Genomic DNA, 25,851 nt, shown 5'->3' on the forward strand with positions numbered 1-25,851 from the left:
GCCCTGAAAGCGCCGCACGGAACGACGCCCGCCCGTCTGCCGACAGCGGCGCGGCCCCGCCCCCGGTCAGACGGTCACCACCCCGCGCGGGTCGAAGAGCGTGACGGTCACCGCGCCGCCGGGGGCCTCCGCTGCGGTGGCCGGGGGCCACTCCAGGTCGGGGGTGGCGATGATCGCGATGTCCGCGGCGTCCGGCACGGGCTGCCCCGCGGCGCGCAGGGCGTCCAGCGCGCTCCGCAGCTCGGCCTGATAGGCGGCCGCGACCGCCCGTGCCCGGGCCTCGGCGAGCTGCATGGACCGGCCGAAGTGCGGCACGCCGTCGACCGGCACCACGGCCCGGTCCTCGATCCGGATCACCGGCGGCGGCCCGCCCCCGGCCACCGCCGCGGCGATCGCCGCGGCCGCCTCCCCCGCGCTGCCCGCCACCCACGCGCGCTGCTCCCCCGTCAACCGGACGTTCCCATCAACGACGGCGCCCCCGTCGGCCGGTGCGTCCCACACGGACGTCGGCCCCGACGACACCTGCACCGGCGCGCTGCCGAGTACGTCGGTGGTAGCGGTGATCGTGGCGGGGTGCGCGACCGGAGTGGGGTCCACCGCCTCCGCCGGCGGCGTGCTCGTGGCGGTCGAGGTCGAGGCGGACGTACTCACCGACGCCGGAGCTGCGGTCGAGGTCGTCACGGTCGTGCTCGCAGCCACCGGCGCCGTGGAGGCGTTCGTAGCCGTGCTCGCTCCCGGCACGGTCGTCGCCTCCGACGGGGCGAGATGCGGCGCGGGCATCGCCTCGACCACGGGCGCGGGCGCGGTGGGTGCCTTGACGGTGGGCGCAACCGCCACAGGCGCCGAAGTGGCCGCATCCGCCGGCCGCGTGGTCGAACCGGCCGCGACCGTCGACGCCGGAGCGGCGGTCACGTTCGTGGCCGTCACGGTCGTGCTCACCGCCGCCGGCACCGTGGACGCGTCCGTGGCCGTGCTCGTCACCGGCACGGTCGTCGTGTCCGTCGTGGTGGTCGTCGCCGGTGCCGTCGTGTCCGGGGTCGGGTCGGTGGACCAGTAGTAGGCGTGGTGGTCGGTGCTGGTAGGGGTGCCGTAGGTGCCGTTCTCGTCGTATTTCTGGAGGGTGACGCGGACGGGTTGGCGGAAGAGGCGCTGGGTGCCGTCGGTCTTGCCCTGGCCGGGCTTGTCGCCGGTGAGGCCGTGGGGGACGGTGGGTGGGGTGAGTTGGCGGCCGGGGACGCCGGGCGGGCGGGTGACGAGCGTGTCGGCGGTCAGCGCCTGGTCCCGGCTGAACTGGATCGAGTTGAGGCCGGGCAGCGGCACCGTCGCTCCCGGGTTGCGGGTGAGGAAGCTGACGTCGAGGGGGGCGACGCTGTAGGAGGCGCCGCGCCCGGCGCTCGTGGTCAGCTCGTCCTCGGTCGAGACGGTGACCTCGTCCTTGCCGTCCCCGCGGCGCCCGATCTCCTCCGCCTGGCCGGTCGGCTGCATCGTGACCTTCAGTCCGGTGCGGTGGTCCGGGCCGAGCGGTGCCGTACGGTAGCCGGCGGCCGGGTCCTTCAGGTGCGGGAAGACCGTGGACAGCGCCTGGCCGGAGAGCGCCTGGCGGGTCGAGATCTGCTGGGCGACCGGCGTGGTCTGCTCGGTGTGGAGCTGGTGCCCGGGTCCCAGCCGGGGGTCGTGGACGAAGGAGTTGACGACCTGGCGGGCCGCGTCGGGGGCCATGGCCCACGCGGCGTGGCCGAGCGCGCCGGTCGTCGCGTTCCACACCTGGGAGGCGGCCGAGCCGGTACGGCCGAGGACGCCGTCGCCCCACGGGCGGGGCGTGCCCAGCAGGTTGTGCGCGGAGTCCACCAGCCGCTCGGGGTGGTCGATACCGACCAGGTCGTGGCCGGAGGCGAAGTCCGCCTGCCACTGGGCGCGTTGACCGGGGGTGCCGTTCAGCGGTTGCAGTTCGACGCCGTTGCCCTGGGCGCTGCCGGACGGGTGCGGGGTCGCGGTCGTGGTGCCCGTCGTGCCCGCGGTCGCCGTCGTCGTCCCCGCGGGGGCGGTGCTCGTCATCGACTCGGGCACCCAGGCGGAGGCCCGCCAGTCGGGCCGTACGGGGCGCGGCGCGGGCAGGTTGACGAACCGGCTGGTGGCGTTGCGGCGGGTGACGGTGACGTCGAACCGCATGGGCGTGCTGAACTTGTGCAGGTCCTCCTTGGAGGTCGTCTTGTGCTCGACCTTGGTGGTCTGGCCGGAGGTGTGCGAGGTGTTGCCCTTGGTGTCGGCGCCCGCGGTGCCGGTGTTCGTCACGTTGTTCAGGTGGCTCTCGGCCGTCGGGGCGCGGTAGGAGACCCGTACGTTGCCGTCGCCGCCCGCGGACCAGGTGCGGCCGCTGTCGCCGGTGACGGCCTGGCTGCTGGCCACCTTGCGGGTCCAGCCGCCGTCGGACTGCCGTCCGTCGTGCTGCCAGCCCTCGGGGGTGCCCTTGACCAGCACCTGCGTCACGGTGCGCACGCCGTGGTGGTCGTCGACCCGGTGGACCAGGATGCCGGGTCCGACCAGGTCGTCGTAGTGCGCGCCGAGGTGGTCGGGGGTGATCACGTCCGCGAAGGGCAGCGCCGCCACGGGGACGTCGCCGAGCCCGTCGCCGGCCTCCAGGTCGCCGGGGGGCAGCGAGCCGCCGCGGATCTGGCGGTCGACCTCGCGCAGGATCTCGTCGGTGGAGGGGATCTCGATCCGGCTGCCGCCGCTGACGCCGTTCTCCAACGGGACGGAGCGGCGCGGCGGTTGCTGTGTGGTGCCGGTACCGGTGCCGGTCGTGGTGCCGGTACCGGTCGCGGTGCCGGCGCCGGTCGCGGTGGTGGTCGAGGTGCCGGGGTCCGTCGTCGTGGTCGGGCGGACGGGCGGGGTCAGCGCCTTGGCCTCGGCGTCGGAGAGCAGCACCCGCACCGGGTGGTTGTGGGCGACCGGCTCACCGTAGGTGACCTCGCCGGTGGAACTGGTCACCTTGCCCTGGAGGATGATCCGCGCGTCGCCCTCGTAGACGTGCCAGGGTCCCTTCTGGGTGGTCTTGTTGCTCGTGCTGAACGTGTGCTTGACCGCGTCCGCGGTGCTGCCGCCGTACGATCCCTTGCCGCGGATGCCGCCGCGCGCCTGGTACGTGGAGGTGTGCGGGTCCTTCGGGGTGGCGGGGAAGCGGCCGAAGTCGCCGCCGACACCGCCCTTTCCGGTCAGCGCGGACTTGTCCTGGACCTTGACCGATGTCTCGGTCTTCGTCTCGACGTCCAGCTTGCCGTCGCCGGAGAGCGTCTCGCGGTAGGTGAGGTTGGTCAGCTGGGTGCGCTGGGAGAGCCCGGCGGTGTCGCGGTTGCGGCCCGAACCCACGTGCTGGTCGGCGGTGTTGGTCCAGCCGCCGTGCGACGCCGAGACGTTCGCGCGCAGTTGGGACTGGGTCGCGAGCGGGTCGACCAGGTCGTGCAGGTTCGGGATGCGTACCGGCAGGACGGAGTTCCCTTGGGCGTGGCGGGTGTTGAAGGCGCTCTCGATCGCCTGGCGGGCGTGGTCGCGGTAGTCGTCGGCGCCGCCCACGTGGTCCACGAGGTGGTGGTCCGGCAGCTGCTGGACGGTCACGTGCGCGGGGGGCGCGTCGGTCGCCGGTGTCTCGGTCCGGCCGATGTCGACCGTGACGTGGCCGCCGCCGGTGTCGACGTGCTGCACCGCCTGGTGGTTGGGCTCGACCGGAAGCGTCGGCACCCGCAGCACCGGGTGGTCCGAGTCCTGACGCACCGTCAGGACGTCGAAGGAGACCGGGTAGGAGTAGCGGTCACGGTCGCCGGAGACCGTCAGGGTGCGCTTGACCTCGGTGCTGTCACCGACCGTCGTGCCGTGCGTCGGCGCGTACGTGCCGTCCGCGTTGACGTTGAAGAAGCCGCGGTTCAGGTCCATGTGGTCCAGCGAGCTGCGCAGGTTGCCGCTGCCCGCGACCACGTGCGAACTGCCCTGGGTGACCGCGCGTTCGCCGCCCGCGGTCCGGGTGAGCGTGTTCTTCGCAGTCGCGTTCTGCGTGCCCGTGTGGGTGCCGTCGCCGAGGTTGGCCTTCACCAGCACGTCGTACGTCTTCGCGTTCAGCAGCGGCAGGTGCGAGCTGTCCAGGCTGACCCGGAAGGTGCCGTCCACCAACTGGTGGCCACTCGCGCCGAGTTGGGAGGGCGCGATCTGCCTGCGCAGGTCCGCGAGGTTCGTGATCGCCTTGGGGGGGACGCGCACCGGCGGGTGGGCGCCGGAGGCGGTCCCGGCGGGCGGGTGGACGATGTGCGGCGGCGGCAGCACGCCGGGGGCCGTCTGCCACAGCGTCTGCACGATGTGGCGCTCCAACTGGTCGGAGCCGGGGAAGTCGGAGAAGGTCGTGCGCTGCACCAGCCCTGGACCGGCCAACTGCTGCCCGGGCGGCGGCTGCCGGGTGGCTGCGCCCGGGGCCGTGGCGGCGCTGGTCGCATCGGTGGAGGTGGCGGCGGACGTGGAGGTCGTGGCGGCTGGGGAGGCCGTGGAGGTGGTCGCGTTCTCCTGCGGGTGGGGCAGGACGCGTACGACGTCCCCGGTGGGTGCCCGCAGCGGCGGCTGGATCTGGACCACGTGGGCGCCGGGCGGCGGGGCGGCCGGCGTGTGGTCGGTGATCTCCTCGGTCGTGGTGGAGTGCAGGCCGTCGGTGCCCGGGGAGAACTGCTGGCGGGTGAGCCAGACCCGGAACCGCGTGGGGGTGTTCACCACGTCGGCCGGGCCCTTCTGCTCGACGCTCACGCCGTCCTCGACCCCGTGCGCCCCCTTCGCACCGTAAGCCGTCGTCTGCCCGTACGTGTACGTGCCCGTGCCGGTAAGCCACTTGGTCTCGCCCGCCGGGGTGCTGTGCCACACCTCGCCGGACGCGCCGCCGCCCGCGCCCAGCGCCCATCCGCTGCTCTGCGAGTGGTTGCGGGCCTGCTCGCCCTTGTTGCTCCACCCGGTGCTGGTGGTGGTGTCGGTGGTGTGCACCACCGTGGAGGTGTCCGGCTCCGCGGCCAACCGCAGAAAACCGGTGCCGCCGTCGGACAGCGTCAGCGGCTTGGACAGCAGACCGGGGCCCGAGACCTGCTCGAAGTGCTGGATGACGTGGTCGGTGTCGAGGAAGTCCACGATGTCCTGGTGGGCGGTGCCGCCCGGCTTCGCGTCCTTGGGCAGCGCGTCGAAGACCGCATCGCGGACGCCGCCCAGACCGGTGATCGTCAGCGGGTGCCCGGCGGCCGGCCCCGGCGCGCCGGTGCGCGGTGGCGCGGTCGCGGTGCCCGCAGCGGTGCCGTCGGCGGCCGTCGTGCCGGTACCGGACGTGGTGCGCGGGGGCGGGTTCCAGCCGTCCCAGGTGTGCGGACCGGTGGTGCCGCGCGGCGCGGTGCGCGGCACGTCGGCCCGCAACGGGCCGCTGATCGGGGCCGGTTGGGTCGCACCGTCCTGACCGCCGACCGTGAGCGCGTCCCCGTTGTGGTCCACCACCTGGACGTCGAACGTGGCCTGCGAGGTGTAACTGTCGGTCTTCCCGGTCAGTTTGACCTCGCCGGAGGTCTTCGCCGACGTGGAGCTGGTCGTCTCGGTGCCGTGGCTGGCGCCGCCGGCCTTCACCGCGCCGTTCACGAGCACGAACAGCTTGGGGTTCACCGGCTGCAGGAAGGCGGGGTTGTAGTCCAGCCCGGCCTGCGAACTCGTCAGCTCCGTCTTCACCTTGGGCGGGGCGTAGTCCGGCTCTGCCTTCACGTCCAGCCCGTCGCCGTCGTTCTCTTTGGCGGCGTCCCGGGTCGGGTCCAGCTGCCAGGGCGTGGTCTGCGCCCCGACCCGCACCTCATACGGCTTGCCGCCGACGTGGATCGGGAAGTGCCAGCCGCCGTTGACCATCTTCGGGTACTGCTTGCGGAAGTTCGCCGGGTCGAACTGCCCGTTCAGCCGCTGGACCACGAGCGGGTCGTTGCCCCGGTCGCCGAGGAGCGCCTGCACCCGCTGCCGGATCTCGTCCGGCCCGGGCGCCTCCACGATCCGCTTGCCGGCGAACGAGTTGTCCCGCCAGTCCCCGCTCAGCTGCGCGGGCGGCGGGTCCTCCGCGGGCTCCTTCACGGTCTGCGTCCCGGGCGGGGTCTCGTGGTCGGTGACCACGGGCGCGGTGTCGGTGCTGGTCGCCGTGCGGCCGGGGTCGGTCGTGGTGGTCGTGTGGCTGGGGTCGACCGTCGTGGACGTGTGGCTGTTGTCGGTCGTCGTGGTGGTGTGGCTGCGGTCGGTCGTCGTGTCGACGTGGTCCGTGCCGGTACTCGCTCCTGTATCCGTGCCCGTCGCCGTGAGCGGGTGCTCCTGCGGCGGGGTGACGGTGATCGTCGGCAAGTGCGGGTCCGGGGTGGCGGTCTCGGCGAAGGGGTCGGTGACCGGGTCCACGTACGCGTGGCTGCGGGTGACCGGCGGCACCTGGGCGCGGGCGGCCTGCCAGGCGGGGTCGTGGTGCGCGCCGGTGTGCGGGCCGGCGCCGGTCGCCGTGCCGGTCCCGGGATGCGGGATGTCGCCGTGGCCGCCGGTGAGCGCGCCGAGGAGCGAGACGTGGCGGCTGCCCAAGCCACCCTGTGGCAGGCCGTCGGGGGACGGCACATGGTAGTTGCCCATCAACCCGCCCGTGACGCCGCCGCTTTCGGGCGTGTCGGGGTCCTGGTACTCGTCCCGCAGGCCGAGTTGGTGCCCGATCTCGTGGGCGTACGCGATCGGGGGCGCCCCGGTGGGCCAGGTCGTCTGGTCCATGGCCGCGTTGGCGCCGCCGTGCGTCAGGTCGACCGTCAGGTGCGCCGGTTCGCCCGGCGGCACGGGTTCGACCGTGACGTGCAGGAGGTCGCCGTTGGGCATCCGGTAGCCGGGGTCGTTGAAGTACGTCTGGACGCCCTGCTGGACGCGGTTCAGCGTGTCCGCCACGCCGTCCGGGCCCGTCTCGCCCGGGTGGATGGACACCTTCACGGTGAGGTCGGTGTAGGGGGTGCCGCCGGAGGTGAACCGGCGCTGGTCGAAGGAGGAGTGCACCACGAACCGCGGCGCGTGGTTCAGCCGGGCGGGCGGCCGGACCGCGGCCGAGGACGTGGCGGTGGACGCCGTGTGGTCGACGGCCACGGGCGGTTCCACGGTGGACGGGTGCGCGGTGGACGGGTGCGCGGTGGACGGCTCGGTCGTCGTCTCGGTGCCGTGGTCAGCGGTGTGGTCGGTGGTCTGCTCGGTGCCGGGGCCGTACAACAGGTCGTCCAGCCCGGAGGTGTCGGGCACGGGGCTGCGGGCCGGATCGGTCCGGGCGCCGTCGCCGTCGCCCGTGCCGGTCGTCCCCGACGTCTGCTGCTCCGGCAGCGCCGGGCGCTCCTGGAGCGGGACCTGCTCCGATCCCGGGTGTGCGGCGGGCTGCGCGGTCGTGGGCCGGTCGTCGCCGCCTGCGGTCTGCTGCCGGACCGGGGTGGCGTGCGAGGTGGTGGCAGTGGTCTGGTCCGAGCCGCTGCCGTGCGAGGTGGTGAGCGGCTCCTCCAGGGCGGGTTGCGGCTGCTGCCGTGCGGGGGTGGACGCGGGCGCGGCCGCGGTGTCGGCGGGCGGGGCCGGCTCGTGGTGGTCGGCGGCCGGCTGCGGGCCGGCGCCGATCCGCCCGAGGTGCCCGGGGGCCTGCTGCCCGCCGATGCCCTGGCCGAGTTCCTGGGTGAGGTCCGAGGCCCGCTGGTCGTACGGCAGCGCGTGGTCGAGCTGGTCGCGCAGGTCGGAGACGTTCTGGCCGGACCGGGCGGCGGCGCCCGCGTTGCCCGACAGCAGGTCGCGGGTGTGCTGCTGCTCGGCGTTGCCGAGGTCCTGGCGGAGCTGGTCGATCCGCTGCTGGCGCTGCTGGTCCAACTGGTCCTGGTGGGCGGCACGCTGGTCGATCGCGCGTTGCGCGTCCTCAGGGGTGTTCGCGTCGTACACCTGGTTGCGCAGGTCGCGCGTCGTGGGGTCGTCCTCCAAGGCGTCGAGGCGCTGGCGCAGTTCGTCGTCGGAGGGCAGGCCGGCGCGGCCGTCATGACCCGGGCCGTCGGCGGTGTGTCCGGTGCCGGCGGTGGTCGCGGTGCCGGTGCCCGTGGTCGTCCGGGGCGCCGGGGCGGTGTCGCGCAGCTGGTCCAGGCGCTGCTGGAGGTTCTGGATCTGCTGCTGCTCGCGGTGGTCGTGCAGGGCGTCGAGCGCGGCGGCGGCCTCGTCGGGGCCGGCGGCGTGGCTGATCTGCTGGAGCAGCGCCTGCTCGTCGGGGCCGGTGTCGCCGCGCAGCGCGTCGAGGCGCTGGTTCAGGTCCTCGATGCTGCTCCGGCCGCCGCCCGTCTCGGGCACGTGGTCGGAGTTGAGCTGGTCCAGGCGCTGCTGGAGGGCCTGGTCGGTGCGGTGGTCCTGGAGTGCGGCGAGGGCGCGGGCCGCGTCGTCGGGGGTGGCGGCCCGGTCGACGGCTCGGGTCAGTGCGGCTTCGTGCGGGTCGGGCCCGTTCGGTTGGCCGCCCAACTGGCGGAGCCGGTCCTGGAGGTCCGCGGTCTGCTGGAGGTCGGCGAGCTGGGTGCGCAGCTGGTCCGCGTCGGGCCCGGTGGCGGTGGCGAGTTGGCGCCGTACGTCCTCCACGTCCGGGTGGTAGGGCTGGGGGGCGTCGCGGCCGGTCAGCGCCTCCACGGGGGCGTGCTGCTCGACGAAGTCGGTGTACTCGCGCAGGTGGCTGTCGAGCAGGGCAGGGTCGCCGCCGCGGTGGGCCTGCTCGACGGAGTTCACCAGGTGGTCCCAGGTGCCGCGGGCGGACTGCGGCGCCCGGGTGTTCTCGAAGCCGCCGGCCGCGTGCTGGCGGAAGTCCTCGTAGCGCTGGTTCAGCGCCGACGTCTCCACGTGGTCCCGGAACGACTGGAGGCCGCGGGTGGCCCCGCTCAGGTTGCCGTCGCGCGCCGCCTGGCTGACGGACTGCCGGTAGTTCTGGCGGTCCGGCGCCGACATGCCCGCGTCCCGCCCGGCGCGGTCCAACGCGTCCAGCCGCGCGTCGATGTGGGCGGTGGGCGAGACGAGCGGGGTCGTCGGCGCGTCGGGCGCGTCGTGGATCGGGTGCGCCGCGTCGCCGATCGGGTGGGTGGGGACCGTGAGGCCGTCCAGGTCGCCCAGGCCCCGGCCGCCGCCGGAGCCGCCCTCGGCGGACCCGTCGCCGTGACCGTTCGCGGCGGACGCGGCGGGAGCAGGCGCGGCCGGCGCGGGTGCGGGCGCCGGGGTGCTGCCCGGGGCGTGCGTCGGCACGTCGGGGAAGGTGTGCGGCTGGGCGGTCACCGCGGTGCCTGCCCCGCCCGGCGCCGCCACGGGTTCGACGGGTGCGACGTGCTGGACCGGCGCGGTGGTCGGGGTATGCGTCGGCACGTCGGGGAACGCCGGGCTGCCGCCGCTGCTCTCCCCGGGCACGCCGGTGGTGAGCGGCGCGTGCGGGGTCTCGGTGGGCGGGTCCGGGAGAGTGAGGTGGGTGCCGCCACCGGACGACTCGGCTGTCGTGATCGGTGCCGCGTGGGCCGGCGGTGTCTCGCCCCCGCTGGTCGTGACGGTGCTCCCGGTCGCGCCGCTCGCATGCCCGGTGCCGGTGCCGCCGGTGGTGGTGACCGTGGGTGCCCGCGGCGCCCGGGGAGCGACCTCGGACGGCCCGCCACGTGTGGCAGCGCTCTGCCCGGGGTCGGCGGCCCGGGTCGGCGCGGGGGCGCTCGTGCCCTGCCCGGTGCTGGTGCCGGCGGCGTCCGTACGGGCAGGGCCTGTTCCGGTCGGCGTCTGGGCCTGGTCCACATGCGCGGACGGCGCAGGCCCGCCCACCGCCACGTGCTCGGTCACCGGCGGCGCCGACGTGGCCCCGGACTGCGGGGCGTTGCTGCTCGCCGCGCTCGGCGTGCTGCTCGGCGCCGACTCCTGGTGCGGTCCGGTGGGAGCGGACTCCACCGGCACGTGCGTGCTGCCGCTGCCGCTGCCGCTGCCTGTGCCGTGCTGCGTCGGCGTGAAGACGTTCCCGCTGTTCCCGCTCTCGTGCGGCGCGCTCGTCCGGGTCTCGCCCGGCGCCCCGGAACCGGTCGTGCCGGTGGAGCCGGTGGAGCCGGTGGAGCCGGTGGAGCCGGTGGCGGGGAACGCCGTCGTGAAGCCGGGCAGCCCGTCCTGGCTCGTGCCGCCGTGCCCGCCGGACTCGCTGGTGCGCGTGTCGCTCTGCGTGCCGGTGCCGGTCGGGGCGACCCGCGAAGTAATGGTGCTGGTCCCGCCGTTGCCCGCGGCGGAGTCGGCGGTGTCCGCGGCCGGGTGCCCGGTGGCGGCGTCGCTACCCGCCCCCGTCGTACGGGTCCCGGTCGGCGGCGCGCTGCCATGCTCTGTGGCGGGTGCGGTGACCGGTGCGGTGGCGGGTGCGGTGGCGGGTGCGGTGGCGGGTGCGGTCGCAGGCGGCCGTTCGGTGCCTGGCTCGACCGCGGGCGGTGCGTGGCCGCTGCCCGACGTGGCGGACGCACTGACCTGCGAGGGCGCGTCGGAAGCGTGGCTGTCGCCGCCGGCGGTCCGTACGGTCGTACCGCCCGCACCGCCGAGGTTCGACCCGCCGGTGCCGCCCGTACCCGTACCGCCGGAACCGTGGCCGCTGCCGCCGATGTCCCCGCTGTTCCCGAACTCCCCGCCGCCCCCGAAGTCTCCGCCTGTCGACTTGTCGATCCCGTGCGGGTCGGGCAGGTCGATGGTGGTCGGCATGTGGAAGTCGAAGTCGTCGACCTTCGTCTCGTCTCCCCCGCCGCCGCGCCGCTTGCCGCCCCCGGCGATCGCGCCGATCGCCCCGGCCGCACCGCCGAACCCCAGGTCGGAGGGTTCGCCGCTGTGGAAGAGGGAGTTCAGCGCCGCGGTGCTGCCCACGCCGGAGATCCCGCCCAGCAGTCCCCGGCCGATCAGCGACGCGCCGAACTTCGGGAAGAAGGTGTCGCCCAGCCCGAAGGTGAGCCCGCCGATGGCGCCGCCGATCGCCCCGCTCTCGATGGCGGAGATCGTGTTCGCCACGCTCCAGGAGGTGCGGTCGCCCTTGAGCATCTGGATGCTCTGGATGACCGCGTCCATCCCGACCATCATGCCGACGCCGGTCGCGATCGACGTCAGCAGGCGGCGCAGCAGCATCCGCACGATGAGCCGTACGGACGTGATCAGCGCGGGGATGACCTCCGGCGCCCAGAACGACATCTGGGCGATCTCGGCTGCCAGCCACACGAGTTGCACCAGGATCATGTACTTCGCGTACTCCAGCTGCACCCCGGTGTTCCGGCCGAGCTTGCCGAGTTGGCCGGACGCCTCGGCCATGTCCGGGACGTTGGACTGGAGTTGCTTGACGAAGGACGCGAACTCGTCCGCGACGGAGCCGCCGATGCTGTGCAGCACGCCCCGGGTGGCGGGGGAGATCTCGCGGCTGATGGCGGCGAGCGCCTGTGCGGCCTCGTCCCAGGCCAGGCCGAGGCTGTGCATCTTGTCCTCGTCGCCCTTGGGCCAGGACTGGCCGACGGCCAGGCGGGCGACCCAGCCGAGTTCCGGGGGCAGGTTGATGCTCATGAGCGGCCTGACCGCTGCCGGCCGCCGCCGTCCCCGCCGCCGTCCGTCGTCTGGACCGGTTCGAGCGAACCGCCGAGCTGCCGCGCGGACTCGGAGTTGTCGGACTCGATGCGCTCGTAGCCGCTCGCCATGGTCCTCAAACCGTCGCCGGTGCTCCGCAGCACGTCGCCCGCGTCGAGTGTCGCGTCCAGGATCTGCCCCTTGGGCTTGGTGTACTGCCGCAGGAACGCCTCACCGCTCGCGTCCTCACCCCACGGCTCGCCGAGCGAACCGAGCTTCGACTCCAGGGTGCTGTGCACGTTCAGGAACCGCTGAGCCAGCTCCATCATGTAGGGCATCTGGGCCTGGAGGCCGTCGGTGTCGACCGAGAACGACTCGCCTGACATGGGAACTCCCTCGGGTGGGCGCGGAGATGGTCGCGGTGGTGGTGGGGCGGCGGGGTGGCGGAGCCGGCGCGGGCAGGTGGGCGCGGCTAGGGGCGGCCGGCGGCTCCCTCCGGGCGCCCGTTGTCGATGTAGTCCCGCACCTGGTCCGGCATCGCCGGGTCGTCGGGCAGGATCGCCTTCGGGTCGACCTCGCCGCGCAGCAGGTCGCCCACGGTCACTCCGGGCGGCAGCGCGAGCGAGGTGAGTTCGGCGACCTTCTCCAGCGCGTCGGCGCGGGCCTCGCGGATCGTGGACAGCAGCGCGTCGGCGAGTTCCTTGGGCGCCATCCGGTGGTAGGCGCCGGTCGGGAACTCGATGGCCGTCACGTCGCCCTGCGCGCCGACGGTCACCTTCACCGTCTGGCGCGGCGCGGTCGCGGTGCCGGTCACCTCGTTGATCTGCCGCCGGGTCTCGACGGCCTCGTCGCGCTGCTTGCGGTACAGCTCCAGGAGCTCTTCGATCTCCTGGTCGTACGGGGTGCTCATGGCTTCCTCTCCTCGCGTCGCCGCCGTGCCGAGCCGTTCCGGGTCCTTTCCGCGTCCTTCCGCGTCCTTTCCGCGGGGGCCGCTCAGTACACCCCGGGCGGGCCGTCGGCGGTCGGCGGGGCGCCCCAGGTGTCGCCTTCCTGCACCAGCAGGTCGGCGATGCCGCGCGTGGCGGTCTCCTCCTCGTCGGGCTCCTCGTGCGACGCCTCGGGCTCCTCCTCGTCCCAGTCGTCGTCCGGGGACGCGGCGGCGCAGGACAGCGGCTGGTCGGCCGGCGGCAGGACGGTCGTCTCGCCGCCCGCCGCGGGCCGGTTGGGGCGCCAGGTGGCCAGCGGCTGGTCGTCGCCCTCGGCCGTCTCGGGCCGCTCTGCCGTCTGTTGGGCACCCGCCGGGCCCATGCCCCAGGTGCCTTCGTCGGCGGTGGCGTACCCGGGCGCGCTGATCTCGGGCTCCTCCTCCGGGCGGCCCGCCCACAGCAGGGGTGCGAACGCCGCGCCCGCGACGCCCCAGGCGGCGGTGTCCTCCTCCGCCAGGTCGTCGTCGGAGGGGCGGAGTACGACCAGCGGGTCGCCGAGGTCGTCGGCGCCCGCCGTGTCGTACGGGGACGGGGCGGTGGCGTACCGCGCGTCGCCGTCGTGCTCCGGGGTCCCCGGCACAGCCGGGGCGGTCATCCCCGACGCGAGCGCGTCGGCGGCCAGCGCCTCGGGGGCCGCGGGTTCGGCGAACGCCTCGCCGGTCGGCTCCACGAGCGTGCCGTGCTCCTCGTCGTCCCCGCGGCCGGTCCCGCCAGGCGCCGCGAGCCCGCCCATCGGCAGGAACGGAGTGGCGGCTGCCGCGGCGGCGGGTACGGCGAGCCCTTCGGCCGTCGTCCCGCCCGTCTCCGCGGCCGCGGGCAGCCCGGACAGCGTGCCCGGTGCGGCCGGCACCTGGCCCGCCGTTTCGGCGTCCGGCGTGCCCGCGTCCGTCCACGGGTCCGCGCTCGGCGCCAGCAGTCCGGACGCGTCGGAGGACACGCCCTCCTCCCGGCCCGCGCCGCTGCCCGGCATACCGCCCGCTCCCGGCATCATCATGCCGGGCTCCCCGTTCGGGGCGGCTGCCGCCTGCTCCTCCTCCGCCACGTCCCCGGGCAGGTCGAGTGCGCCCTGCCCGCCGGGGACGTTCCCGGCCGCCGCGACCTCGCCGGACGCGGGGTCGTACGCGCCCGTCCACGGCTCGGCGGTCGGGTCGAGCAGCCCGGACGCGTCACTACGGTCCTGGCCACCCTGCTGCCCGGCCTGGGAGGCGCCACCCATCCCCGGCATGAACGGCATCCCACTCCCGGACGCCCCAACACCCCCCACATCACCGGCCACTTCGGACGACCCCGGGAACTCCGACGGCTCGAACCCCGCCAGATCCAACCCCCCATCCGCACCCACCGGCACCCCACCCGACGGCAACAACCCCTCCCCCGCCGTGCTCGCATCCCCCGACCACGGCTCGGCCGTCGGATCAAGCAGACCGGACGCGTCACTACGATCCTGGCCACCCTGCTGCCCGGCCTGGGAGGCGCCACCCATCCCCGGCATGAACGGCATCCCACTCCCGGACGCCCCAACACCCCCCACATCACCGGCCACTTCGGACGACCCCGGGAACTCCGACGGCTCATAACCCGCCAGATCCAACCCACCATCCGCACCCACCGGCACCCCACCCGACGGCAACAACCCCTCCCCCGCCGTATCCGCATCCCCCGACCACGGCTCCGCCGTCGGATCAAGCAGACCGGACGCGTCGCTGCGCTCCAGACCACCCTGCTGCCCCGCCTGCGAAGCCCCACCCATCCCCGGCATGAACGGCATCCCACTCCCGCTACTGCCGACACCCGCACTCGCCCCACCAAGGTCGGACGATCCCGGGAACTCCGACGGCTCGAACCCCGCCAGATCCAACCCGTCATCCGCACCCACCGGCACACCGCTGGAAGGCAGATACCCGTCGCCCGCCGTGCTCGCATCCCCCGACCACGGCTCCGCCGTCGGATCAAGCAACCCAGAAGCGTCACTACGCTCCAAACCACCCTGCTGCCCCGCCTGCGAAGCCCCACCCATCCCCGGCATGAACGGCATCCCACTGCCGCTGCCGCTGGTGAGGCCGGAGCCGCTGGACAGGCCGGTGGAGCCGGGGAACGCGGAGGGGCTGTAGCCGGGCGTGTCGGACTCCAGGCCGAGGTCGCCCGCGGTGGGCACGCTGCCGGCGGTGGAGGTGCTGCCGGGGAACGCGGACGGCGAGACGCTCTTGACGTCGCCGAGGCCGCCCAGGCCCGCCTCGTCGCCGAGCCCGCTGTCGTCGCCCAGGGCCGCGTCGCCGCCGATGCCGGTGTCGCCGGGGTAGTCGGCGGCGGTCGTGCCGTCGTCCCAGGTGCTGGGGTCCTCGGCGAGGTCGGAGCCGGGCAGGTCGCCGGTGCCGTCGACGCCGGTGCCGCCGGCGAAGCGCGAGGGCAGGGTGGTGAGGGGGGTCAGCCCGCCGAGTCCGGTGCCGTCGCCGACCCCGTCGGTGCCGCCGAGGCCGGAGCCGTCGCCCAGTCCGGAGCCGTCGCCGAGTCCGCCGGTGCCGTCGACACCGGTGCCGCCGTCGTACGCCGCCGGGTTGAGCGCGCTGTCCAGCGCGTTCGGGTCCAGGGTGCTGTTGTCGTCGCCGAGCCCGCCGAGCCCGGAGTCGTCACCGAGCCCGCTGCCGTCGCTCAGGCCCGAGCCGGGCCCGTTGGTGTCGAGGCTGCCGGAGTACGGAGAGGGCGCCAGCGCGTTCTCGGCGGCGGTGTAGCCGTCGGGGTCGGTCAGTGCCTCCGGCCCCTGCGCGTCGATCCCGGGTGTGTCGGTGTTGGCGAGCGGGCCGATCTCGGCGGGGGTGATGTCGCCGACCTGGTCGCCGGGGTCGGTGATGTCGTCCGGCGGGGTGTCGACCGGGGGCGTGTCGCCGGCGCCGGGGCCGGTGATGGTGCCGGGCGGGCGCACCGAGTCGATGGTCACCTGGTAGTCGGCGGCCAGGCTCTTCAGCACCTGGCGCATGTCGTGGTTGAGCATCTTGACCAGCTCGGGCTTCTTGCTGACCGGGATCAGGCCGTTGCTCATCGGCGTGACGCCCATCAAGGTCGCCTGGTTGGCGTACCAGACGTCGATCTCGTGGATCTTGTTCTGCGCGTTGGTGAGGTTGACGGCGTTGTCCGCCAGCTGCTGCGGCACGGAGTTGCCCGAGCCGCTGGTACCGCCGGAGAGCACGTCGGCGGTCGCGGCGACCTGTTTGGAGAACGTGCTCATCATGTCGTAGAAGGCGTCGGCGGCGTCGCCCTTCCACGGCCCGTTGTCCCCGGCGAGGGCTTTCGCCTGGTCCTGGAGGGCCTTGGCGACACCCGACAGCACCATCTGCACGTGGTAGAAGACGTTCGCCGCGTCCTGGAGGCTCTGCGGCGAGGCGACCGAAGCGGCGCGGTCGAGGTTGTCGGAGTCGTCCACACCCGCCGACATGCCGCGGATCGCGGCCTCGATCTGCTTCCAGTCCCAGCTGTCGTAGTCGGAGATCGAGCCGGTCGCCGTCGGGTCGCCGTAGATCGACCCGTCGTCGCCCTGCGAGAACCCGTTGCTGTCGTAGTCGGTGCCCATGTGCGCAAGTCCTCCGTCAATACGCCGTCGCTGTGCGCCGGTCCCGCCCGGCGGGGCGTCCGGTGGCCCGGGCCGCCCCGCCGGACGGGACACGTGCGCACGGCCTGCCGTCTCCGGCCCGCCGTGTCGCCCGCCGTCCGGTGCGGCCGCCTACGCGCCGGTCCCGCCGGTCCCGCCGCTCGATCCGCCCGCGTCGGTCAACAACACGGTGAAGTCCCCGCTCGTCGACTGCATGGCCTTGTCCAGGTCCGTGGACGTCATCTTGTTGGCGTCCTCCAACGTCGCGTAGTTCGACGCCAGTTGGCGGACGCCGTCGCGCAGGTCGCCCAGGCCCTGCACCAGGTCGGCCAGCACCTTGCCGTACTGGGCCTTGAGCCCGTCGTCGGCGTTGAGGCCGTTGACCTTCGTGCGGATCTGGTCGGCGTGGTAGAAGGCGCCCGGCGCGACGTTGATCGGGTCGAGCTTCTTCGCCGCTTCCTGCGTGGGCGTGATGAGCTTGTCGATGTTGTCCGCGAAGAGCTTCATCGACGGGGTGTCCACGCTCGTCCCCGAGCCGCTGCCGGAGCCGCCGGGTACCGTCGGCGCCGAGAACGGCGTGTCGTCGGAGTACGTGCCCTGCCCGTTCGGCAGCGTCGTGCCGCCGTCGTACTGCTCCGGCTTGTGCGCCGGCGGCGACGGGGTCGGGGGCAGGGTGCCGTCGAGGGTTCCGTAGGTCATGGCAGGTCAGCCCCAGAGCTGGACGCCCGCGCGCTCGCCCTGGGAGTAGTACTCGTTGATGTTGCCGAGCTGCTGGGTGGCCAGGGCCGCCTTCTGCGTCATGTCCGCGGCGGCGGCGTCCCACTGCGCCTTGACCTGGGCGTAGGTGGCCTGCGCGTCACTGGTCCACTCGGCGAGGTTGATCTTGGCCTGGTTGTCCAGGTCCTGGAGGGCCTGGTTGATGCGCTGCGTGATGGCGTTCATCTCGCCGACGATGACGTCGACCTGCTCCATCTGCACGGTGTACGTCGCCACGGGGGCTCCTTGGAGGAAAGAGGGTGGAACGGGCGTGGTGCGGTGATGCGGGGGTGCTGCGGTGCGGGCGGCTCAGAAGCCGGGCAGGCTGGTGACGCCGGACGCGATGTTCTGCGCGACCTGGTTGGCGGTCTGCTGGGTCTCCTCGTGGGTGTTCGCGTAGACGTTGGTGTTCTGCTGGAGCTTCTCCAGCATCGTCCGCAGCGCCTGGTTCACCTTGTTGAAGTCGTCCAGCCACGCCTGCATGGCGTTGCCGTAGATGGTGGAGGCGTCACCGGTCCAGCTGCCGCGCAGGCCATCGATCTGGCCGGCCATCTGGGCGTAGGAGGTGGCGCCGTCGTCCAGGGCGGTCTGGAAGGTGCCCTGGGCGGCGGTCATTCCCTGGAGTTCGACTGATGTCAGTGCCATGGTCGGGCGGTCCTCTCGTCGGTGTCGGGGTGGTGCTTCGGTGTCCCGGCCTGCCGCGGGTGGCGCTGGGTCGCGGCGGGCCGGAAGTCCTTACAGCCGGGCCAGCGGCTCGGGCCGCTGGTGCGGGGGTTCGGGCGGCGCGGCCGGGGGCGGCGCGCTCTCGTCGGGGGCGAGCACCGCGGCCTGCTCGGCTTCCGGCCGGGGCAGGTCGGCAGTGGTCACGGTGCGGGCCCGGGCGCCGGCGGCCAGGTGCTCGGCGAGGCGGTGCGCGCGGTGGGCGCCGACCGGCTCGGGCGAGCGGCCGAAGGTCTCGGCGAGCGCCTGGGCGGCGTCCTCGTCCAGCTGGAAGCCGTAGCCGCGCAGCCGGCGCCGCACCAGTTCCACGGACTGCTCGGGCGTGTAGGGCGCCAGCCGGACGTACTCGGCGAACCCCTGGGCGATGTCGGTGCGTTCGCGCATCAGGCCCATCAGGTGCTCGGGGGTGCCGATGAGCGCCAGTACGGTGTCGCCGGGCACCGCGACGATCCGGGCGAGCGCGCCGAGCACGGCCTCGCGGGACTGCGGGCTGCGCTGCTCGAACGCCTCGGTCCACTCCAGTACGAGCAGGCCGCCGCTGTTCTCCTCCAGCGCGGACGCCAGCCGCAGCAGCGGCTGTTCGGCCCAGCGGGCGGGCAGCGAGGACAGCCGCACATGCCGGGTGGCGCCGGTGGGCAGCAGCCCCAGTTCGGCCAGGCAGCGCCCGTAGAGCGCGGCCAGCGCGCGGCGGCCGCTGCCGGGCGGGCCTTCGAGCACCACGTTGGCGCGGACCGACAGCGGCTCCGGGCCGGCGCCGGGGCGCTGCTGGGCGGCGGCCAGCGCGCGCAGCCGGGTGCGCAGAGCCGCCCGGGCGGTGTCCAGGCCGGTGACGGCGGCCAGCCGCCGCAGGCCGGGCAGTTCGGGCAGTTCGGGTTCGGCGGCGCCGTCGGCGCCGCCGGGGGCGCTGGGCGCCTCGGTGACGTCCTCGCCGGTCAGGACGCTCAACGCGCTGTCGTCCTGGTGGGGTTGGGCGGACAGCCGGGTGGCCTGGCGGCCGATCATCTCCTCGAAGATCTTCCGGGCCACGCGGCCGTTGCCGAAGGTGTCGCCCTTGGGGACCTCCACGAAGTAGCGGTCGAGGGCCTCAAGGGCGCTGTCGTCCAGTTCGTAGTAGTGCTTGGCGCACAGGCCGCGCACGATGGTGACGAGTTCGTCCGGTGCGTAGTTGGGGAACTCGATGGTGCGCGCGAAGCGGGAGGCCATGCCGGGGTTGGAGGCGAGGAACTGGTCCATCTGCGCGGAGTAGCCGGCGACGATGACCACGATCTCGTCGCGGTGGTCCTCCATCAGCTTCATCAGCGTCTCGACGGCTTCCTGGCCGAAGTCGGGGCCGGAGCCGCGGGACTGGTTGGTCAGGGTGTACGCCTCGTCGATGAACAGGACGCCGCCGAGGGCCTTGGTGAAGACCTCGGTGGTCTTGATGGCGGTGCCGCCGATGATCTGCGCGACCAGGTCGGCCCGGGCGACCTCCACGATGTGGCCCTGGCGCAGGATGCCGAGTTCGGCCAGGACCGCGCCGTACAGGCGGGCGACGGTGGTCTTGCCGGTGCCGGGCGGGCCGGCGAAGACCAGGTGGCGGCTCATCGGCGGCATGGGCAGGCCCATCTCCATCCGCCGCTTGGTCATCTTGTTGAGGTCGATCAGGCCGGTGACCTCGCGTTTGACGCTCTCCAGGCCGACCAGCGACTGGAGTTCGGCGAGCGGTCCGGCGCCGGTGGCGCTCTGCACGACCGAGGCGGGACCGGGCCCGCCGAAGCCCCCGGAGCCGCCGTCCGCGGCGGTGGCGGTCAGCTCCTTGCCGCCGCCCGAACGCCCGCCGTGCGGCCCGGAGTCGTCGCGCAGGTCGCAGTCGTGGATGCCGACCGGCTCGGCGGTCTGCGAGCGGACGGCCTCGCCGGCGTTGTCGAAGACGGTGCAGTTGCTCAGCTCGGCGCGTGAACCGGCCGCGAGGTGCACGCCGTTGGCGGCGGCGCCGTGCACCCGGCAGCCGACGGCGGTCAGGGTGCCGCCGGCCACCCGCAGGCCGTCGCCGTCGGAGCCGCGGAACTCGCTGTCACGGGCGGTCAGTTGGCTGTCGGTGCCGACGACGACCGTGCCGCCCTCGATGATCGCTGACTCCAACTCGGCCTGCGCGGAGTCCGCGAGCGCCAGCGCGGTACCGCCCCCGACCCGCAGCCGCAGCTCCGACAGCCGGGCCGTGACCCGCTCCCCCAGCTCCATGCCGGCGGCGCCGGTCACCGCGACCTTGCCCTCGTCGAGGTCCAGCCGCGCGCCGTCCAGGGCCTGGACGGCGGGGCCGCCGTCGGCGACCGCGAGCCGGGTCAGCCGGATGGCGCCGCCGCCCAGCCGCAGCGCCGCGGTGGACGCGCCGCGCACGTCCAGCTCACCCGCGGCGACCTCGGCGCCGTCCTCGGTGAGGACACCCACCGGGGTGCCCTCGATCCGGCAGCGCTCCAGCACCGGCCGGCCGCCCGCCGCGGCGTGCAGCCCGACCTGCGCGGCCCCGCTGACCACGCAGTCGCGCAGCACCGGCGCGCTGTCCTTGACGTACACCGACTCGCCGCGCGAGCCGCTGAAGGTGCACTCGGTCAGGGTCGCGCCCGCGGTACTGGCCAGATACGCGTCCAGCCCGGCGCTGCCCGACACCTCGACGCGGGTCAACTCCGCCCGCCCGTCCTGCTCGACGGCCAGCGCGGGCTTGCCGCTGCCGGTAATCCGGGTGGACTCCACCACGACCGCGCCGCGGCCGTTGACGCACAGGCCGTTGCCCGCCGCGCGGTCCAGGGTCGACGAGCGCAGCGTCAACCGGCCCTGCTCGGCGACCACCACCGCGGAGGAGCCCGCCTCGGCGACGGTGGTGCGCTCCACCACGTTGCCGCCGCCGGAGGTCAGCACCACGCCGGCGCCCCGCGGGTTGGAGACCTGGCAGTCCCGCAGCGCCACCGTCCCGGTGTCCCACGCCAGCACCGCCGTCCACGCCTCGCCCGCCACCCGGCAGCCGTCCAGCGCGGCCTGCCCGCGGCGCACATCGAGCACCGGCGCCTCCGGGTCGGCGCCGCTGAGCAGCAGCCCGGACATCTGCACGGCCTCGGCGTCCACCACCACGGTGCTGCCCGCGGGGGCGTGCACATGGGCGGTGCCCCCGGCGCCGTCGGCGGCCAGCGTGACGGTCCGCACCAGGTGCAGCGCCTCGTCGTAGCGGCCCGGTCCCACCGTGATCAGCGCGCCCTCGGCGGCATCCGCGAGCGCCTCGGTCAGCGTCCGGTACGCGCCGGGCCGGTCCGGGGAGACCACAAGCACTTGCCGGTTCACTGCGTCGCTCCCTTGTCGTGCGCGCCCGCTGCGGGTGCGTCGGTACGGGCCCGGGCGCCCGGCCGGGGTGCCTCGGGCATCAGGCCGGGCGGGCTGTGCGGCGTACGGGGCCGGTCGGCGTCCGCGGCGACCGGCGTCCTCGGCAGGGCGGCCGCGGCCCGTTCCAGGCTCTCCAGGGCCCGTTCGTCCAGCGCCGTCCGCCCGGGGGCGACCCGGCCGTCCGCGCCGATCTCGGTCGCCGCCATCTCGCGGATCAGCACCAGGTCGCCCGCAGCGGCGGCCGGGCGCAGCACCTTGAACGTGGTGCCCGGCAGGAACACCACCCGGTCCGGCGCGGAGCCGTCCAGGAGGTTGGTGCGCCGCGCGGTCATCGACCACACCACGAACGTCGGGCGCTCGGCGACCTCCTGGATCGGCTGCGCGGAGGCGGCGCAGAACGACCACTCCGTCACCAGCCGCCCGTCGCGGTACCAGGCCCGCTCGGCGTCCGTCAGCTCCGCGCCCAGCACGGCGATGCCCCGGTACGACGGCAGCCGGCGCAGGCCCGACGCCACGCAGCGGGCCAGCGGCACGTGCGGCCCGACCCGCGCGGAGCGTACCGACGCGTCCACGCCCGCGCTGTTGCCCGTCAGGTACAGCCGCACCGCCACCAGGTCGATCAGCGCGTCCGTCGCCTTCTCGCGGCTGCCGCCCCGCAGCCCCGGCACCTCGGACATCACCCGCGACACGGTGCCCGCGGCCACGTCGTACTGGGCGCGGAACGTCTTGCGTACCCAGTCCCGCTCCCGTTCGATGCCCCGCTCCGGCGGCACCGCGCACGCGGCTCCCTTCGGCACGGGCTGCACCCGCACCCCGGAAGGAGCCGCGGGCGCGGGTGGGGTTCCGGCGGGGGCCGCGGGCGCGGGGGCCTTCTCGGCGGGGGCGCTGTCCGCGGCCGGCTGCGTCGGCGTGACTGGCGGTTCCACGGTCACCGGCGCCGCGGGGAACGCGCCCGCGGACTCCAACCGCAGCCCCGCGGGCCGCGCGGCCGGGGCGGGCGGGGCCGCCGCCGGTACGGCCGGTACGGCCGGGGTCACCGCCGGTGCGGCCGGGGCAGGCGGGGCCGCGGGCTCGGCCGCCACCGTCGGCGGGTCAAGCGGCATCGGGGGCGGTGCGACAGGCGGCGCGACGGGCGGCGTGCTCGGGGGCACGGGGAGGCCGCCCAGGAGGGGAAGTGTCCCCGGGGGCGGGGCGGCGGGACGTGGTACCTCGGCGCCGTTCGACGGCAACGCGTCCGGCTCTGCCGGCAGTTCGGGGGCAGCCGTCGGCTCGGTGTCCGCGGGCACGGCATCCGGGGACGGGGAGTCCGGGGACGGCGGAAAGATCGTGGCCGGGTGGGCCAGCGGCAGCGGGAGCCGCCGGATGGACGGCTGGTCCGCCTCCGGCATGGGCCGCATGGGTACGAGGACAGCGGGCGCCGCGGGCCCGGCGTTCACCGCCTCGGGCGGCGCCGGCGCGTTCTCCTCCGCAACGATCGTGTCCACAGCGCCCGTTGCTTCCGCCGGCTCCACCGGCTCCACCACCGCGGGCAACTCCACCGGCACCGGCGGCGCCAGCGCGCCCTCCTCCGCAACGACCCTGTCCGCTACGCCCGTTGCCACCACCGGCTCCACCGGCTCCACCGCCTCTGGCAGCTCCGGCATGCCCTCCCCCGCAACACCCGCGCCCGCCACGGCCGTTGCCCCCGCCGTCTCCGCCACCACCGCCTCGGATACGACCGCCTCGACCGCGAACGGCTCGGCCACCGCCGGCTCGGCCGGCACCGACTCGGTCGCCGTCGAGGTGACCCACCCCGTGGGAAGGCCCAGCCCCGCGGTGAGTTCGGGCAGCGGCCGGGGGCCGGCCGGCTCCGGTGCGGCGGCGGCACGTGCCGCCGGTGCGGGAGCGGACAGGTCCTCGGCGGCGGTGGCCCACACCTCCGCCTGGAACGGGCTCGTCACGGCGGCGGAAGCGGCGGCCTGAGTCGGGGCCGGGGCCGGGGACCCGAGGGTCACCTCGGCCTCGACCGCCTCTGCCGTCACGACATCGTTATCGGCAACGGCGTCCCGAGCAGAGCCCTCGACCGTGACCGGGGTCCAGGGCGCGGTGCCCGCGGGCCGGGTGGCCGGGGGGATCGCCGCGGTCACCGCTTCGTAGGGGTCGGGGACGGCGATCGGCTCGGCGTACCAGGCGCCGGTGTCGACGGCGGGGTCGTCGGCGGGTCGCAGGACGAAGCCGCCGCGGGCGTCGGCGCCCAGCCGCCAGAGCGCGTCCTCGGCCAACGCCCGCATGCGGGCGGCGAGTTCCGGGGAGCCGCGGTGGTAGAGGAAGAGCCGGTCGCCGGGGACGGGGGCGATCCGGCGGACGTCGTCGCCGTCGGCGGGCTCTTCCGGCGGGCGCATCCACAGCCCGCTCTGCACCACTTCGAGGACCGCGTCGAAGGCGTACTCGTAGACGCCCGGGGCGACCGGGTGGAAGCCGGGCAGCGGGGCGCGCACCCCGGCCAGCGCGGGCGGCGGCGCGCCCTCGGTGCCGCGCGGGCTGTAGAGGACCTCGCGGACGAACGTGGCGCCGCTGCCCGTACCCCCGCCCGCCGGGCTACTCGTCCGACCCCCGCCCGCCGCACCGGCGTCGGCCGCGTCCGCGTCGCCGGGCGCGGCGGGGTCGTCCTCGGCCGCTCCCGTGTACAGCACGACCTGGTGTTCCAGCGCGTCGGCGAGCTGCTGGCCGAGTGCCTCGCCCTCCTGCGGGAGCGCGACCGGGCCGTAGTGCACGAAGCGCACCCGGGAGCGGGTCGAGGGCAGCACGGTCTCCCAGAACCGCAGCACGTCCGCGAGGGGGACGGCCGGGCCGCCGGGGCAGCCGAGGACCACGGTCATCACGTCGGGGTCGACGGCGATGAGGCCGAAGAGCCTGCGGCGGTGGTCGTCGGCGCCGTCGGGCAGCGCGCCACGCACCCACACCCCGCAGGGCAGCGGTTCCACGACGGCGTAGGGGCTGGTGGCCCAGGGGCGGTCGGCCATGGAGAACTGCCAGCGGGGCTTGGGGAAGCCCATCGAGTCGTGCTCGACCGGGCGGCCGGGGCGCAGCCGCAGCCAGCCGGAGCCGTGGCCGCCGGGGATGTAGAGCCCGCCGCCCGCGGTGGGGAGCACCTCGCCGTCGGGCACCACGACGACCTTGCCGAGTTCCTCGGCGATCCGCTGGCCGGCCCGCCGGATCTCCGCGGAGGTGCCGTTGCCGAAGACCATCCGCAGGCTGCCGCCGCTGTCGGCCAGTGCGCGGACCATGGCGTCGGCGGCGGTATCCGGGGGGATGCCGGGGACGTCCACGACGACGACGGTGTGCTGGTCGTCGCGGGCGAGGGCGCCGGCGAAGCGCCAGGCGGCCTGGTCGTTGCGGCCCTTGGTCTGGAGGAGCAGTGCGTCGCCCGCCGGGCGGCACTGGAGTGCGGGGCCGGGCGGCAGCAGGGACTTGATGCTCTTAAACACCGCTGCCTCCCGTGCCGCTGGTACCCGGCTTGGTCAGTTCGGGGCCGGTGGGGAGCAGGGCGAGCAGGTCGTCGGGGAGCACCGAGACGAGTCCGGACAGGCCGAGCGCGGCGGTGGTGTCGTCGTTGGCCAGCCGGTAGGCGGTGCCGTCGTCGGTGATGAGGAAGGTCCGCGGGTGGGTGGCCTTCTTGAGCACCTCCTCGCGGCTGGCGGCGACGACGCCGTGGCCGGGCGGGACGACCACGGCGCGGCTGCCGGTGGCGGCGGCCCCGGTCTCCAGGACGACCTGCGAGTCGAGCGTGCGGCCGTCGACCTGCTGGGCCAGGCACACCGCCTGCCCGGTGCCGGCGACGGCGGGCGCGCCGGCCACGTCGGGCAGCGCGCCGGCCATGGCGGGGTCGTCGGCGATCTTCACGGCGGCCAGCGCGGAGGCGGGCACCTGGAGCGGCGCGGGGATGTGCGGTTGAGCGGCGAGCAGCGCGGACTCGGTGGCGGTGGTGCGGGCGACGCCGTCCCGGGTCATCACATAGTAGTGGCCCGCGCTCCCGGTCGGGTCGGACGAGGTGTCGGCCGCGCCGCCCGCCGCGGTGCCCGTGGTGAACAGCTGCCCGACGGTGACGGTGTGTCCGGCGACCTTCCCGGCGGGTTCGCCCAGTCCGGCGGGGCGGATCGCGGTGAGGGCGCGGCCGGTGGGCACCGCGGCGAGCCAGTCGGCGGGGGCGGCGGTCTGCCGGTCGGTGTCCAGGCCGAGCGCGAGCAGGGTGGCCTGGCCGGGGACGGGGTACTTGGTGCCCTTCCACAGCAGGTAGCGGGTGCCGTCGGGGCCGGCGAGCAGCGCCTGCCGGCCGGCGGGGACGGCGGTGGTGTGCCCGGCGGGGCTGAGGTCCAGGCTCTGCCCGCCGTTGAGTTCCGGGCGCAGGCAGCGGGTCCAGGTGTTGCCGAGCACCTCGGCGGGGGCGGGGACCTCGTCGGGTGCGCCGGGGATGCCGACGGCGGTGCCGTGCGGGATGCCCGACAGGTCCTGCTGGGAGACGGTGTGCGCGGTGGCGTGCCCGGCGAGCAGCAGCACCGAGGCGTAGTTGCGGACCGGGCGCAGCACGCCGCCCACGTACAGGTAGCGGTTGCCGGTCTCCTTCTCCACGATGTAGGCGCCCGAGGCGCGCCAGGAGTGGTCGGGGGCGGGCGCGATCAGGCCGTAGACGCCGAAGCCCACGCAGAGCAGGAGAACGATGCCCACGCCGAAGAAGGTGCCGAGCGAGGCGCGGCGGGTGGGGCTGTCGCCGCGGCCGGGGTCGCCGCTGACGAGTGCGGTGGCCAGTCGGCCGACGGCGAACTGGTAGGCCTGGACGTGGTCGCGGCGGGTCTGCACGGGTGGTCCTCCTCTCGGTTCCGGTCC

At 74.9% G+C, this 25,851-nt stretch carries 10 protein-coding genes; all 10 read right to left on the bottom strand.

Going from position 1 to position 25,851, the window contains the following annotated elements; all coding sequences use genetic code 11:
* Nucleotides 1–66: 66 nt before the first annotated feature.
* Nucleotides 67–11,592, bottom strand: a complete 11,526-nt coding sequence (locus AC3EVP_RS22860) for a WXG100-like domain-containing protein (RefSeq protein ID WP_435132458.1) — start codon at nucleotides 11,590–11,592, stop codon at nucleotides 67–69.
* Entirely contained in the window at nucleotides 11,589–11,978 is a 390-nt protein-coding gene (locus AC3EVP_RS22865) for a WXG100 family type VII secretion target (protein ID WP_435132461.1), read from the bottom strand. The genes AC3EVP_RS22860 and AC3EVP_RS22865 overlap by 4 nt, the downstream gene beginning before the upstream one ends.
* Before the next feature lie 86 nt (nucleotides 11,979–12,064).
* On the bottom strand, nucleotides 12,065–12,502 hold the full coding sequence (locus tag AC3EVP_RS22870) for a YbaB/EbfC family nucleoid-associated protein (protein ID WP_335979212.1): 438 nt from the start codon (nucleotides 12,500–12,502) through the stop codon (nucleotides 12,065–12,067).
* Nucleotides 12,503–12,585: 83 nt separating this feature from the next.
* On the bottom strand, nucleotides 12,586–16,143 hold the full coding sequence (locus AC3EVP_RS22875) for a WXG100 family type VII secretion target (protein ID WP_435132464.1): 3,558 nt from the start codon (nucleotides 16,141–16,143) through the stop codon (nucleotides 12,586–12,588).
* 150 nt (nucleotides 16,144–16,293) lie between these two features.
* A complete protein-coding gene (locus tag AC3EVP_RS22880) occupies nucleotides 16,294–16,860 on the bottom strand; it encodes a hypothetical protein (RefSeq protein ID WP_335979209.1) in 567 nt (188 codons plus the stop codon).
* A 6-nt stretch (nucleotides 16,861–16,866) separates the two neighbouring features.
* Nucleotides 16,867–17,154: a WXG100 family type VII secretion target gene (locus AC3EVP_RS22885; protein ID WP_335979207.1), complete on the bottom strand. Its 288-nt coding sequence runs from the start codon at nucleotides 17,152–17,154 to the stop codon at nucleotides 16,867–16,869.
* Nucleotides 17,155–17,226: 72 nt separating this feature from the next.
* Nucleotides 17,227–17,562 (bottom strand): WXG100 family type VII secretion target, encoded by a 336-nt coding sequence (locus AC3EVP_RS22890; protein ID WP_202238224.1) that lies wholly within the window; start codon nucleotides 17,560–17,562, stop codon nucleotides 17,227–17,229.
* 90 nt (nucleotides 17,563–17,652) lie between these two features.
* Nucleotides 17,653–20,949: a right-handed parallel beta-helix repeat-containing protein gene (locus AC3EVP_RS22895; protein WP_435132468.1), complete on the bottom strand. Its 3,297-nt coding sequence runs from the start codon at nucleotides 20,947–20,949 to the stop codon at nucleotides 17,653–17,655.
* Nucleotides 20,946–24,455, bottom strand: coding sequence for a hypothetical protein (locus AC3EVP_RS22900; protein WP_435132471.1), 3,510 nt, complete (start codon nucleotides 24,453–24,455; stop codon nucleotides 20,946–20,948). The genes AC3EVP_RS22895 and AC3EVP_RS22900 overlap by 4 nt, the downstream gene beginning before the upstream one ends.
* A complete protein-coding gene (gene eccB / locus AC3EVP_RS22905; protein ID WP_435132474.1) occupies nucleotides 24,448–25,824 on the bottom strand; it encodes a type VII secretion protein EccB in 1,377 nt (458 codons plus the stop codon). Before eccB ends, AC3EVP_RS22900 begins: the two co-directional genes overlap by 8 nt.
* Nucleotides 25,825–25,851: the final 27 nt, after the last annotated feature.

This window comes from Actinacidiphila sp. bgisy144, from assembly GCF_057708105.1.

Excerpts from the sequence above, each read along its gene's own strand:
- AC3EVP_RS22860 (WP_435132458.1), bottom strand. The coding sequence starts at position 11,592 with ATGAGCATCAACCTGCCCCCGGAACTCGGCTGGGTCGCCCGCCTGGCC.
- AC3EVP_RS22865 (WP_435132461.1), bottom strand. The coding sequence starts at position 11,978 with ATGTCAGGCGAGTCGTTCTCGGTCGACACCGACGGCCTCCAGGCCCAG.
- AC3EVP_RS22870 (WP_335979212.1), bottom strand. The coding sequence starts at position 12,502 with ATGAGCACCCCGTACGACCAGGAGATCGAAGAGCTCCTGGAGCTGTAC.
- AC3EVP_RS22875 (WP_435132464.1), bottom strand. The coding sequence starts at position 16,143 with ATGGGCACCGACTACGACAGCAACGGGTTCTCGCAGGGCGACGACGGG.
- AC3EVP_RS22880 (WP_335979209.1), bottom strand. The coding sequence starts at position 16,860 with ATGACCTACGGAACCCTCGACGGCACCCTGCCCCCGACCCCGTCGCCG.
- AC3EVP_RS22890 (WP_202238224.1), bottom strand. The coding sequence starts at position 17,562 with ATGGCACTGACATCAGTCGAACTCCAGGGAATGACCGCCGCCCAGGGC.